At 66.1% G+C, this 13809-nt stretch carries 10 protein-coding genes; 7 read left to right on the forward strand and 3 right to left on the reverse strand.

The features are described 5' to 3' along the window. Positions 1-159 precede the first annotated feature (159 nt). Complete coding sequence (locus AB3G45_RS26315) at positions 160-819, forward strand: YggS family pyridoxal phosphate-dependent enzyme (RefSeq protein WP_367833333.1); 660 nt, start codon at positions 160-162, stop codon at positions 817-819. A gap of 132 nt (positions 820-951) precedes the next feature. Continuing rightward, the gene (locus AB3G45_RS26320; protein WP_367833334.1) at positions 952-2856 is read left to right on the forward strand and encodes a propionyl-CoA synthetase; all 1905 of its coding nucleotides are present in this window, start codon (positions 952-954) and stop codon (positions 2854-2856) included. Positions 2857-2926: 70 nt separating this feature from the next. On the opposite strand, the gene AB3G45_RS26325 is transcribed toward AB3G45_RS26320, so the two are convergent. Then, positions 2927-3628, reverse strand: a complete 702-nt coding sequence (locus AB3G45_RS26325) for a DUF1013 domain-containing protein (RefSeq protein WP_023516580.1) — start codon at positions 3626-3628, stop codon at positions 2927-2929. Positions 3629-3857: 229 nt separating this feature from the next. On the opposite strand from AB3G45_RS26325, the gene acs reads away from it, so the two are divergent. Next, positions 3858-5813 (forward strand): acetate--CoA ligase, encoded by a 1956-nt coding sequence (gene acs / locus AB3G45_RS26330; protein ID WP_367833335.1) that lies wholly within the window; start codon positions 3858-3860, stop codon positions 5811-5813. 203 nt (positions 5814-6016) lie between these two features. On the opposite strand, the gene AB3G45_RS26335 is transcribed toward acs, so the two are convergent. Next, on the reverse strand, positions 6017-6214 hold the full coding sequence (locus AB3G45_RS26335; protein WP_367833336.1) for a DUF1674 domain-containing protein: 198 nt from the start codon (positions 6212-6214) through the stop codon (positions 6017-6019). Between the two features lie 207 nt (positions 6215-6421). On the opposite strand from AB3G45_RS26335, the gene htpX reads away from it, so the two are divergent. The 4 genes from htpX (at position 6422) to purH (ending at position 12294) form a co-directional block, all read left to right on the forward strand. Next, positions 6422-7387 carry a zinc metalloprotease HtpX gene (htpX, locus tag AB3G45_RS26340; RefSeq protein WP_367833337.1) on the forward strand — a complete coding sequence of 322 codons (966 nt, stop codon included), beginning with the start codon at positions 6422-6424 and terminating at the stop codon, positions 7385-7387. Continuing rightward, entirely contained in the window at positions 7378-8784 is a 1407-nt protein-coding gene (locus AB3G45_RS26345) for an RsmB/NOP family class I SAM-dependent RNA methyltransferase (RefSeq protein WP_367833680.1), read from the forward strand. The genes htpX and AB3G45_RS26345 overlap by 10 nt, the downstream gene beginning before the upstream one ends. A 116-nt stretch (positions 8785-8900) precedes the next feature. Further along, positions 8901-10583 carry a heparinase II/III family protein gene (locus AB3G45_RS26350; protein ID WP_367833338.1) on the forward strand — a complete coding sequence of 561 codons (1683 nt, stop codon included), beginning with the start codon at positions 8901-8903 and terminating at the stop codon, positions 10581-10583. A gap of 100 nt (positions 10584-10683) precedes the next feature. Further along, on the forward strand, positions 10684-12294 hold the full coding sequence (gene purH, locus AB3G45_RS26355; protein WP_367833339.1) for a bifunctional phosphoribosylaminoimidazolecarboxamide formyltransferase/IMP cyclohydrolase: 1611 nt from the start codon (positions 10684-10686) through the stop codon (positions 12292-12294). A 76-nt stretch (positions 12295-12370) separates the two neighbouring features. On the opposite strand, the gene AB3G45_RS26360 is transcribed toward purH, so the two are convergent. Further along, the gene (locus AB3G45_RS26360) at positions 12371-13696 is read right to left on the reverse strand and encodes an MFS transporter (RefSeq protein ID WP_367833681.1); all 1326 of its coding nucleotides are present in this window, start codon (positions 13694-13696) and stop codon (positions 12371-12373) included. Positions 13697-13809 lie beyond the last annotated feature (113 nt).

Here is a 13809-nt window from a genome sequence, read left to right on the forward strand (position 1 = left end):
GGCGGTGCGCCCATGCGAATATGGTGTCGAGACCTTCATCATGAAACCGCCGGAGCGTCAAGTTTTCCGGCCTCCGGGTGGAGAGAAGCGGCATACGCGCGCTTGGCAAACCGCGCCGATTTCGCTAGGTCCGGAACCAGATGCCGATGGAGAGTGACCATGGACCTTCAGGACCTTCTCGACGACGTTCGCAACCGGATCAGCAAGGCCGCTGTCGAGGCCGGCCGCAGGCCCGAGGCGGTGACGCTGGTGGCGGTCTCGAAAACCTTCGACGGAGACGCGATTCGCCCGGCGATTGCGGCCGGCCAGCGGGTGTTCGGCGAGAACCGCGTGCAGGAGGCCCAGGGCAAATGGCCCGCGCTGCGCGCCGAGACGGCCGGCATTACGCTTCATCTCATCGGCCCGCTGCAATCCAACAAGGCGGCCGAGGCGGTCGCGCTCTTCGATGTCATCGAGACGGTGGACCGGGAGAAGATCGCCCGGGCGATCGCCGCCGAGATGGCGCGGCAGGGGCGCGCGCTGCGGCTCTATGTCCAGGTCAATACGGGGCTCGAACCGCAGAAGGCCGGCATCGCGCCCGACGATACGGTCGCCTTCGTCGCCTTCTGCCGCGGCGAGCTCGGCCTTACCATCGAGGGGCTGATGTGCATTCCGCCGGCGGACGAGAATCCGGGGCCGCATTTCGCGTTGCTCGCAAAGCTCGCCGGACGCTGCAATCTCGACCGCCTGTCGATGGGGATGTCCGGCGACTACGAGGTCGCCGTCGGCTTCGGTGCGACCGGCGTGCGCGTCGGCTCGGCGATCTTCGGAACGCGCTGACATTCCCGATTGACGACGCGCAGGGGGCAAATCGCCCCGTGAGGCTTTGGTCTGGCTTTCCCGACGCCCCATCCTCTCCTATTCTTCCCGTTGGAGGAACCGGCCGTCTCCTGGCCGGACAGGGAGGATGCGATGCACAAGACCTATGCCGAGATCTATCGGGCGTGGAAGAATGACCGGAACGGTCATTGGGCCGAGGCGGCGCGGGCGATCGACTGGTTCAGCGATCCGACGGCAATCTTCGACGCCGCGCAGGGCGTCTACGGGCGCTGGTTTCCCGATGCGATCGGCAATACCTGTCACAATTGTGTCGACCGGCATGTGGCGGCGGGCCATGGCGAAGATGCCGCGCTGATCTACGACAGCCCGGTGACCGGCCGCAAGGCGCGCTACAGCTATGGCGAACTCCTCACCCATGTGAACGCCATGGCGGCGGTGCTGGTCGATCAGGGCGTGGAAAAGGGCGACCGGGTCATCCTCTACATGCCGATGATCCCGGAAGCGATCTTTGCCATGCTGGCCTGCGCGCGCATCGGGGCGATCCATTCGGTGGTGTTCGGCGGTTTTGCCGCAAGCGAACTTGCCGCGCGCATCGACGATTCCACCGCCAAGCTCGTCGTCACCGCGAGCTGCGGCGTCGAGCCCAACCGCGTCGTCGCCTACAAGCCGCTGCTCGATGCGGCGATCGATCTTGCCGGGCACAAGCCGGAGCGCTGCCTCGTCCTGCAGCGGCCGGAACTGGCGGCGGAGCTGAAACCCGGGCGCGACGTCGATCTCGGTCCGGCGCTTTCGGCGGCGCGGGAGGACGGGCGTGACATCCCCTGCGTGCCGCTGGCGGCCACCGATCCGCTCTATATCCTCTATACGTCGGGCACGACCGGCCAGCCCAAGGGCGTCATTCGCGACAACGGCGGCCACATGGTCGCGCTCGCCTGGACGATGCGGGCGTTCTACGGCGTGGAGCGTGGCGAGGTCTACTGGGCGGCGTCGGATATCGGCTGGGTCGTCGGTCATTCCTACATCGTCTATGCGCCGCTTCTCAACGGCAGCACCACGGTGCTCTATGAGGGCAAGCCGGTCGGCACGCCGGATGCCGGCGCCTTCTGGCGGGTGGTGGAGGACTACAAGGTCTCGGTGCTCTTCACCGCCCCGACCGCCTTCCGCGCCATCCGCAAGGAGGATCCGGACGGCGCCTTCGTCAGGCGGCACGACATTTCCAGCCTGCGCGCGCTGTTCCTGGCCGGCGAGCGGGCCGATCCGGATACGATCCGCTGGGCCGAAGCCGTGCTCGGCGTGCCGGTCATCGACCATTGGTGGCAGACGGAGACGGGCTGGCCGATCGTCGGCAATCCGCTCGGCCTCGGCCAGCTGCCGGTGAAGCACGGCTCCCCCACCGTGCCCATGCCGGGCTACGAACTGCATGTGCTGGACGATGCCGGCCATGAGGTCTCGCCCGGCACGCTCGGCAATATCGCCCTCAGGCTGCCCCTCCCCCCGGGTTGCCTGACGACCTTCTGGAATGCCGACGAACGGTTCCGCTCGACCTGCCTTTCGGAGTTCCCCGGCTACTACAAGACCGCGGATGCCGGCTATGTGGACGAGGACGGCTATGTCTTCATCATGTCGCGCACCGACGACATCATCAATGTCGCCGGCCACCGCCTCTCGACGGGCGCGATGGAAGAGGTCTGCGCCAGCCATCCCGACGTCGCCGAATGCGCCGTCATCGGCGTCGCCGATGCCTTGAAAGGCCAGCTGCCGGCCGGTTTCCTCGTGCTGAAAAGCGGTGTTTCACGTGAATCATCGCTCGTGGAGCAGGAAGTGGTGGGCCTCGTGCGCGAGCGCATCGGCCCGGTCGCCGCCTTCAAGACGGCGATCTGCGTGAAGCGCCTGCCGAAAACCCGCTCGGGAAAGATCCTGCGCGGCACCATGCAGAAGATCGCCGACCGGGTCGACTGGAAGATGCCGGCCACCATCGACGACCCCGCCATCCTGGACGAGATCGCGGAAGTCCTGGCGGGCCGGCGGATCGTGTGAGCAACAAAAAACCCGGCCGCAGGGCCGGGTTTGGACGCGATAGGCAGTGCTTAGGGCGAAGGTTGTTCTCTCAGAAACGGTCGTCTTCGTCCTCGTCGGGCGTGGCCGACTTCAGCGACTTCAGCTTGGCGAAGACGGCGTCGGCGTCGATTTCCTTCTCCTCCTCGCGGTCGGTGCTGTAGGGCAGCTTTTCCGTTTCCTGCGCGGATTCCAGCGTTGCGCCGAGTTCGGCGGCGGTCGGCAGCGGACGGCCCTTCGAGGCGCGCTCGACTTCGAGGTCGAGGTCGATCTGCGAGCACAGGCCCAGCGTCACCGGGTCCATCGGCGTCAGGTTGGTCGAGTTCCAGTGGGTGCGTTCGCGGATCTGCTCGATCGTCGACTTGGTCGTGCCGACGAGACGCGAGATCTGCGCATCCTTCAGTTCCGGATGGTTGCGCACCAGCCAGAGAATGGCGTTGGGGCGGTCCTGGCGCTTGGAAACCGGCGTGTAGCGCGGGCCCTTGCGCTTGGATTCCGGCACGCGGACCTTCGGTTCGGACAGCTTCAGCTTGTGGTTCGGATTGGCCTCTGCACGGGCGATCTCCTCGCGGGAAAGCTGGCCGGTCGAGATCGGGTCGAGGCCCTTGATGCCCTGGGCCGATTCGCCGTCGGCGATGGCCTTCACTTCGAGCGGGTGCAGTTTGCAGAATGTGGCGATCTGGTCGAACGACAGCGCCGTGTTGTCGACCAGCCAGACCGCGGTCGCCTTTGGCATGAGGAGCTGCTGAGCCATAGATATAGTCCTTCTGTCCGTCCGCGGTGTCGCGGGCCGTGGGGTGTAACCACTATGTTCCGGGAAATGCGCCCTCTATACAATCACTGTCGCAGAAATGCAATTCTTCAAGAGCAAATGACCTTTTGTCTAATTGCCCGAAGGATTTGACCTGATATGTATGGCAAGGGAGACGCGAGAGGCCGGAGGAGATACGGCTTTCCCGCCCATGCGCAGTGAGGAGGAATCCATGTCCGCAAAGACCTATCCGGTGCTGAAATCCGCGAAAAGCCGTGCGCTGATCGACAACGAAACCTATCAGAACTGGTATCGCGAAAGCATCGAGAACCCGGAGCGCTTCTGGGACAAGCACGGCATGCGCATCGACTGGTTCAAGCCCTATACGAAGGTGAAGAACACGTCGTTCACGGGCAAGGTGCCGATCAAGTGGTTCGAGGACGGCATCACCAACGTCTCCTACAATTGCATTGACCGCCATCTCAAGGCGCATGGCGACCAGGTCGCCATCATCTGGGAAGGCGACAATCCCTATATCGACAAGAAGATCACCTATAACGAGCTTTACGAGCACGTCTGCCGCATGGCGAACGTGATGAAGAAGCACGGCGTGAAGAAGGGAGACCGCGTCACCATCTACATGCCGATGATCCCGGAAGCGACCTATGCCATGCTCGCCTGCGCGCGCATCGGCGCCGTGCATTCCGTCGTCTTCGGCGGCTTCTCGCCGGATGCGCTGGCCGGCCGCATCGTCGACTGCGAATCCACCTTCGTCGTCACCTGCGACGAGGGCGTGCGCGGCGGCAAACCCATTCCGCTCAAGGAAAACACCGATACGGCGATCGACATCGCGGCCAAGCAGCATGTCATCGTCAACAAGGTTCTGGTCGTGCGCCGCACCGGCGGCAAGACCGGCTGGGCGCCGGGTCGCGACATCTGGCACCACCAGGAAGTGCTGACCGTGCCGCGCGATTGCCCGCCGGCCAGGATGAAGGCGGAAGACCCGCTCTTCATCCTCTACACGTCGGGCTCCACCGGCAAGCCGAAGGGCGTGCTGCACACCACGGCCGGCTACCTCGTCTATGTTTCGATGACGCACAAATACGTCTTCGACTACCAGGACGGCGATATCTACTGGTGCACGGCCGATGTCGGCTGGGTGACGGGCCATTCCTATATCGTCTACGGCCCGCTGGCGAACCGCGCGACCACGCTGATGTTCGAGGGCGTGCCGAACTTCCCGGATGCCGGCCGCTTCTGGGAAGTGGTCGACAAGCACAAGGTCAACATCTTCTACACCGCCCCGACGGCGATCCGCGCCCTGATGGGAGCGGGCGACGCCTTCGTCACGCGCTCCTCGCGCTCCTCGCTGCGCCTGCTCGGCTCGGTCGGCGAGCCGATCAACCCGGAAGCCTGGGAATGGTACTACAACGTCGTCGGCGAGGGCCGTTCGCCGATCGTCGATACGTGGTGGCAGACGGAGACCGGCGGCATCCTCATCACCCCGCTGCCGGGCGCGACGGACCTCAAGCCCGGCTCAGCCACGCGGCCCTTCTTCGGCATCAAGCCCGAACTGGTCGACAACGAGGGCAAGGTGCTGGAAGGGGCGGCCGACGGCAATCTCTGCATCACCGACAGCTGGCCGGGCCAGATGCGCACGGTCTACGGCGATCACAAGCGCTTCGTCGAAACCTATTTCTCGACCTACAAGGGCAAGTACTTCACCGGTGACGGCTGCCGGCGCGACGAGGACGGCTATTACTGGATCACCGGCCGCGTCGACGACGTGCTCAACATTTCCGGCCACCGCCTCGGCACGGCCGAAATCGAGTCGGCCCTCGTCTCGCACCACCTCGTTTCGGAAGCGGCCGTCGTCGGCTACCCGCACAGCCTCAAGGGCCAGGGTATCTACTGCTACGTCTCGCTGATGGCCGGCGAGGAAGGTACCGACACGCTGCGCCAGGACCTCGTCAAGCATGTGCGCAAGGAGATCGGCCCGATCGCGACGCCGGACAAGATCCAGTTCTCGCCCGGCCTGCCGAAGACCCGCTCCGGCAAGATCATGCGCCGCATCCTGCGCAAGATCGCCGAGGACGATTTCGGGGCGCTCGGCGACACCTCGACGCTCGCCGATCCGGCCGTCGTCGACGACCTGATCGCCAACCGGCAGAACAAGGCTGCGGGTTGAGGCCAACGACATAAAGCGAAACGGCGGCTTCGGGCCGCCGTTTTCGTTTGAAGAATCAACTTTCTGGAAGATTGCTTCCCGAGTCATCCTCGGGCTCGACCCGAGGATCCACGCTCCACCTCTGACCGTGGATGGTCGGGTCAAGCCCGACCATGACGATGGAGAGGGAGACGATGTGTCACGGCCGCTCTCCGAATTTCCTCTCAGAAATCGATCGCCCGGCCCTTGATCTCCCAATCGCCGAACCGTGCCGGATCGGCCCCGCCGCGGCCGCCGGTCTCCGGCGCGGGCTCGGCCGGCGGGGCGGCATTGCGGCGTTCCTCGGCCTCCTGGAGGGCCCGTTGGGCGGCGGGGGACAGCACTTTGCGGCCGTCCGTATGATTGTCGTTGTCGCTCTGCATGAAATTGGGCATCCTTCCCGGATATTGAAGAATTCCTGTTCGCTTCCCATCATATAGGCATGTCGTGCAAAAGTTTGCAGTGGTTTTGCGAGAACGACATACAAAAGCGAAGCGTAAAGCGTTGTGGATAGCGTTGATTCACGTGAAACATTCCCTTGACAGCGGGGAATGGAAACCCGGCAGAAACCTGACAGGAGCCGAAAACGCATGAACATCGTTCGCACAGCCATGCTTCTCGCCGCCATGACGGCGCTTTTCATGGGCGTGGGCCTGCTCATCGGCGGCAAGGGCGGCATGATGATCGCGCTTCTCGTCGCGATCGCCATGAACTTCTTCTCCTACTGGAATTCCGACCGCATGGTGCTGTCCATGTATGGCGCCAAGGAGGTCGACGAGCGCTCGGCGCCGGAATATTACGGCATCGTGCGTGACCTCGCGGCGCGTGCCGGCCTGCCCATGCCGCGCGTCTATGTCATCAACAGCGACCAGCCGAATGCTTTTGCCACCGGCCGCAACCCGCAAAACGCCGCCGTCGCCGCCTCGACGGGCCTGCTCCACGCCTTGAGCTATGAAGAGGTGGCGGGCGTGATGGCGCACGAGCTTGCCCATATCCAGAATCGCGACACGCTGACCATGACGCTGACGGCGACGATCGCCGGTGCGATCTCCATGCTCGCCAATTTTGCCATGTTCTTCGGCGGCAGCGGCAACCGGGAAAACAACAACCCGCTCGGCTTCATCGGCGTGCTCATCGCCATGATCGTCGCCCCCTTCGCCGCCATGCTGGTGCAGATGGCGATCAGCCGGACGCGCGAATATTCCGCCGACAGGCGCGGCGCGGAGATCTGCGGCAATCCGCTCTGGCTCGCCTCGGCGCTGAAGAAGATCGCCGTCGCCGCCGGCCGCATCCCCAACGCCGCCGCCGAGCACAATCCGGCGACCGCCCACATGTTCATCATCAATCCGCTCTCCGGCGAGCGCATGGACAACCTGTTCTCCACCCATCCGAACACGGAGAACCGCATCGCCGCGCTTCAGGAAATGGCCCGCGGCATGCAGACACGCTCGACGGAGCCGGTGCGGGCTGATAATCCGGTGCGCAAATCGCGCTCCGTCCCGTCGACCGGCTGGGGACGCGGTGGTTCCGAACCGCCCAAAGGTCCCTGGTCTTGAACGACGACAAACGCAGAAACAGAACGCATCCGAAACGCCCCGGCAAGGGGCCGTCTGCGGAGGCTGCCGCGAGCTCTCCGGAAAAGCCGGGCCTGCGCGCCCGGCAGGCGGCGGCCAAGATCCTGGCGGCGGTCATCGACCGCAGAACGCCGCTCGACGGCATGCTCGACCTCGAAAACGGCAATCCGGCCTATCGCGAGTTGAACGATGCCGACCGCGCGCTCGTGCGCGCCATCCTCAACACGGCGCTGCGTCACCTTCCCCGCATCGAGGCCATCCTCGACACGCTGGTTGGAACCCCGCTGCCGGACGGCGCCCGCGCGCTGCACCATGTGCTGACGGTCGCGGCGGCGCAGATCCTCTATCTCGACGTGCCCGACCATTCCGCCGTCGACCTTGCGGTCGAGCAGGCGCAGATCGACCCGCGCAACCGCCGCTTCGCCAGCCTCACCAATGCGGTGCTGCGCCGCCTTTCGCGCGAAAAGGCCTCGCACCTGACGGCGACGCAGGCGGTTTCCGTCATTCCGCCGTGGTTCCACGCGCGGCTCGCCGAGGTCTATGGCCGTGATCACGCCGCCCGCATCGCCGCCGCGATGCTCGAACCCTCCACCGTCGACCTTACCGTCAAGTCCGACCCGCAAGGCTGGGCCGAGCGGTTCGGCGGCCTCGTCCTGCCGACGGGATCCGTCCGGCTGCCGGTGGCCTCCGGCGCCATTCCGGCGCTCGAAGGCTTCGAGGCCGGCGAATGGTGGGTGCAGGATGCGGCGGCGAGCCTGCCCGCCAGGCTCTTTTCCGACCTTGCCGGCAAGCGCGTCGCCGATCTTTGCGCCGCACCCGGCGGCAAGACGGCGCAGCTTGCGCTCGCCGGCGCGGATGTCACGGCGCTCGACCAGTCCGCCAACCGCCTGAAGCGGCTCGTCGGCAATCTTGAACGCCTCGGCCTTTCGGCGACGACCGTCGAGGCGAACATGGCGGAATACCGCCCGCATGACCTGTTCGATGCCGTGCTGCTCGATGCGCCCTGCTCCTCGACGGGTACGATCCGCCGCCACCCCGACGTGCTGTGGACCAAGGGACCGGAGGATATAGGCAAGCTGGCCGCCCTGCAGGAGCGCCTGCTGCGCCATGCGCTGACGCTCGTGCGCCCCGGGGGAGAGCTGGTTTTCTCCAATTGCTCGCTCGATCCGAGCGAGGGCGAGGACATGGTCGCGCGGGTTCTCGCCGACAATCCGCACTGGCGCATCGCGCCGGTCGATCCCGCCGCCTGGCCGGGCCTGGAAGCGGCGGTCTCGCCGCGCGGCGAACTGCGCACCACGCCCGCCATGCTGCCCCCGACGGCGGCGCATGCCGGCGGCCTGGACGGGTTCTATGCCGTGCGGCTCGTCCATGCAGGCTGAACGCAAAAGCCCTTTCCGAAGTGCCACGACCATCGTCAACAGCCCATCGGTCGCCGGTCGATTGACGCCGCTTGCCTTCTCGGCCTAGCTATAGGCCAAGGAGGCATTCGTTAACCATGCAGCTTTCCGACAGGCAGCGGCTTCTCTATCTGTATATGCGTGAGGGTTGGCGCCGGTTTTCGCGGAGGCTCGCGCTCGGGCGAATCAGTGCCATGCGCTTTTCCGGCGGCACGCCGGACCGGCTGGTCGTCGCGCCGACCGACCTTCACCCCGCCGATTCGTTTGCCGGAGAAGAAATCCTCGCCGGGCGCTTTCCGTTGGCCGGGCGGATTCTCGAATGCGAGGGCGAATCCCCCTTCGCGCTGGAGCTTCCCTCCGAAGAGTTTGCCGTGCGCCTGCATTCCTTCGGCTGGCTGCGGCATATGCGGCTGGTCGATCCGGAAAAGGCCGCCCACACCGCCCGTTTCGTGGTGGACGACTGGCTGCAGAGCCATGGGCGCGTCATCGGCGGCCTCGCCTGGCGGCCGGACGTCGCCGCCCAGCGCATCATCGCCTGGCTCTCCCATTCGCCGGTCGTCCTGAAGGATGCCGACTACCCCTTCTATCGCCGCTTCCTCAAGAGCCTGGCCTTCCAGGTGCGCTATCTGCGCCATGTCGCCGATACGACGCGCGACGGCGAGCCGCGGCTGAGGGTCCGCATCGCGCTCGCCATGGCCTCCATCGCCATGCCGGCCTCGGCCTCGCGCATGCGCAAGGCCGCCCGCCATCTCGATGAGGAACTCGACCGGCAGATCCTGCCCGATGGCGGCCATTCCTCGCGCAATCCCCGGGCTGCGCTCGATGTGCTGCTCGACCTGCTGCCGCTGCGCCAGACCTATGTCAATCTCGGCCACGACATGCCTGTGCAGCTCATCCCCTCCATCGACCGCATCTTTCCGGCGCTGCGCTTCTTCCGCCACCAGGGCGGCGAGCTCGCGCTGTTCAACGGCGCGAGCTATACGCTCGCCAACGAATTGATGTCGGTGCTGCGCTACGACGAGACCGGCGGCGCGCCTTTCAAGGCGCTCCCGCAGAGCCGGTACGATCGCCTGGCCGTCAAGGAGACGGTCGTGCTGATGGATACGGGCGTGCCGAAATCGGTCGATCTTTCGGCGACGGCCGCCGCCGGCGCGCTTTCCATCGAGATGTCCTCGGGCAGGAACCGCTTCATCGTCAATTCCGGACGCCCGCGCTTTGCCGGCGAGGCGCTCAGGCAGCTGTCTCGCACCACCGCAGCCCATTCCGTGGCCACGCTCGACGATACCTCCTCCTCGCCCGTCTCCACCTCCCGCTTCCTCGGGCCCATCGTCGTCGGCGGCGTCGGCAGGGTGGAGGTGTCGCGGACCGAGCGGCCGTCGGGCGCCGACAGCGTGACGGCAACCCATGACGGCTATCTCAAGCGCTTCGGCCTGCTCTACGAGCGGGACATTCTCGTCGCGGCGACGGGCGCCGAAATCCGCGGCCGGGAGCGTTTCTACAAGCCCGCCGATCCCGTCGGGGCAATAGGCAGGAGCACGGCGGTCGTGCGCTTTCACATCCATCCGACGATCCAGCTCTACCGGGTCTCTTCCAACGAGATGCGGCTGATCGCGCCGGATGGCGAGGCCTGGGCGCTGACCTGCGTCGACGTTACGGTGGAGGAGGAGGAGGACGTCTTCTTCGCCGATCCCTCCGGCGTTAGGGTCTCGCGCCAGCTCACGCTGACCATGCCGCTTGCCGAGGTGGCCGAAGTTCAGTGGTCCCTGGTGCGGCAGCGCTGAGAATTCCGGGCGTTTGGCGGTTTTCTCGCGGCCGGGCCTGTGATAACGGGGCGCATGACCATCCGGCCCGCCCTTCCGGGCCGTCAGAACGGAGCGCCCCATGGCCGTCATTTCCAAGAAAATCCCCGCCCCCGATCGTGTCGCCCCGCGCACGGCCCTCCTGTCCGTCTCCGACAAGGCCGGCATCGTCGATCTTGCCCGTGCCCTTGCGCAAAAGGGCGTGCGGCTGCTCTCGACCGGCGGCACGCACAAGGCGCTCAGCGATGCCGGGCTCGACGTGACCGACGTTTCCGAGGTCACCGGCTTTCCGGAAATCATGGATGGCCGCGTGAAGACGCTGCATCCCACCGTGCATGGCGGCCTGCTGGCGATCCGCGACGATGCGGAGCATGTCGAGGCGATGAAGGCGCACGGCATCGACGCGATCGACATCGCCGTCATCAACCTCTATCCGTTCGAGGAGGTGCGCGCCAAGGGCGGCGATTATCCGACGACGGTCGAGAACATCGATATCGGCGGCCCGGCGATGATCCGCGCCTCGGCCAAGAACCACGCCTATGTGACCATCGTCACCGATCCCGCCGATTATGCCGCGCTGCTGGAGGAACTTGCCGACGGTTCGACCTCCTACGCCTTCCGCCAGCGCATGGCGGCGAAAGCCTATGCCCGCACCGCCGCCTATGACGCGGCGATCTCCAACTGGTTCGCCGAAGCGCTCGATATATCCATGCCGCGCCACCGCGTGCTCGGCGGCGTGCTGAAGGAAGAGATGCGCTACGGCGAGAACCCGCACCAGAAGGCGGGCTTCTATGTCACCGGCGAGAACCGCCCGGGCGTGGCGACCGCCACGCTGCTGCAGGGCAAGCAGCTTTCCTACAACAATATCAACGATACCGACGCCGCCTTCGAACTCGTCGCCGAGTTCCTGCCGGAGAACGGCCCGGCCTGCGCGATCATCAAGCACGCCAATCCTTGCGGCGTCGCCACCGGCAGGACGCTGAAGGATGCCTATGCGCGGGCGCTCGCCTGCGATCCGGTCTCCGCCTTCGGCGGCATCATCGCGCTCAACACGGTGCTGGACGGCGAGACGGCGGAGGAGATCGTCAAGCTCTTCACCGAGGTCATCATCGCGCCGGACGCGGACGAGAAGGCGCGCGCCATCATCGCCGGCAAGCCGAACCTGCGCCTGCTGGTGACGGGCGCCCTGCCCGATCCGCGCCTGCCGGGCCTTTCCGCCAAGACGGTGTCGGGCGGCCTCCTCGTGCAGAGCCGCGACAACGGCATGGTCGAGGACCTCGAACTGAAGGTCGTGACCAAGCGTGCGCCGACCGTGCAGGAACTGGTCGACATGAAGTTCGCCTTCAAGGTCGCCAAGCACGTCAAGTCGAATGCGGTGGTCTATGCCAAGGACGGCCAGACGGCCGGCATCGGCGCCGGCCAGATGAGCCGCGTCGATTCCGCCCGCATCGCCGGCCTGAAGGCCGAGGAAGCGGCCAGGGCCATGGGCCTTGCCGAGCCGCTGACGCGCGGCTCCGCCGTCGCGTCGGAAGCCTTCCTGCCCTTCGCCGACGGCCTGCTCTCGGCGATCGCCGCGGGCGCCACGGCGGTGATACAGCCGGGCGGCTCGATGCGCGATGCGGAAGTCATTGCCGCGGCCGACGAGGCGGGCGTTGCCATGGTCTTCACCGGTATGCGCCATTTCCGCCATTAGATTTTCGGTCGCCGAAATAAAGTTAGCCGGATTCTTCGCCGGCTGGAAACGCCCCGTTCACGGGGCGTTTCGCGTTTCAGGCATCGACTTTCGCCGCCGGATAGGGCGTGCGCAGCAGGAGCAGGAAGCCGGCGAGGAGGAAGGCGATGAGCGCCATCATGCCGAGGCGGGCGGAGCCGGTCGCGGTGGTGACGAGCGCGACGGAGAGCGGCGCGAGGAAGGACGTGGCGCGGCCGGACAGGGCGTAGAGACCGAAATACCGGCCCGCCTCGTCAGGATGGATGCTTCTTGCGAGATAGGAGCGGGCGGAGGCCTGGACGGGGCCGAAGGCGATGCCGATCAGGAGGCCGTAGAGGATATAGGCCTTTTCCGCCGCGGTGCCGAACAGGCCGCCGGAATCTTCTATCGGCAGCGGCACGAGGCCGAACAGCGTGAAGCCGGGACCGGTCGAGACGATGCCGATGGTGGCGAGCGTCAGGCAGACGAGGCTCGCCACCACGACGGTCTTCGAACCGAGGCGCCTGTCCATGCGGCTGGCATAGAGGCAGCCGCCGATCGCTACCACGTTGAGGATGATGCCGTAGATGCCGAGTTCGAAGGTCTGCCAGGCGAACATGCCGGCGGCGAAGGTGCCGCCGAGCGCCAGAAGCCCGTTGACCCCGTCCTGGTAGAGCATCCGGGCAATCAGGAAGCGCAGGATGCCGGGCTTCCTGCGCAGGTCGCGCAGCGTGACGGAAAGATCGGCAAGGCCCGCCCGCACGGCGGCCTTGATAGGTAGTCCGCGGCCCTGGTCCGGCGTGAAGAGGAACATCGGCAGGATGAAGACGAGATACCAGAGCGCCGAGATCGGCCCGGTGATGCGCGCATCCTCGCCCGCGGCCGCGTCGAGGCCGAAGAGTGGGACAATGCCGATCGCGGTGCGGCCGGTCTCGGGATTTGCGGCCAGCAGCGCGACGACCGCGATCAGCACGATCATGCCGCCGAGATAGCCGAGGCCCCAGGCGATGTTGGAGATGCGACCGGTATCCGCCGGGCTGACGAGGCGCGGCATCATCGAATCGTTGAAGACGATGGAGAATTCCGCCGCCACGGTGGCGAGCACGATCATCGCCATGGCGAAGACGAGGCTGCTGCCGGGCGCGGCCTGCCAGAGGGCGAGGAGCGCCAGGATCTTGACGGCGGCGAAGGCGGCGATCCAGGGTTTTCGCGCGCCGGAGGCGTCGGCGATGGAGCCCATGACGGGCGCGAGCAGCGCGATGGCGATGCCGGCGATGGTGAGCGTGTAGCTCCAGGCCGCCTGCCCTGCCGCGTGGTCTTCGGTGAGGCGCGAGACCAGATAGGGGCCGAAGATGAAGGTGGTGATGACCGTGAAGAAGGGTTGCGCCGCCCAGTCGAACAGCATCCAGCCCGCTATGCCGAGACGGTCCGTCCGCCCTTTTGCCGCTTCCGCCACGCCCGCCCCCGCTTCTCGAATCGCTGCGGCGGGTTTTCACGCCGGTTCGGCGGGAAGCTAGC

Origin of the sequence: Shinella sp. S4-D37, assembly GCF_040812195.1 — a bacterium.
GTDB lineage: Bacteria > Pseudomonadota > Alphaproteobacteria > Rhizobiales > Rhizobiaceae > Shinella.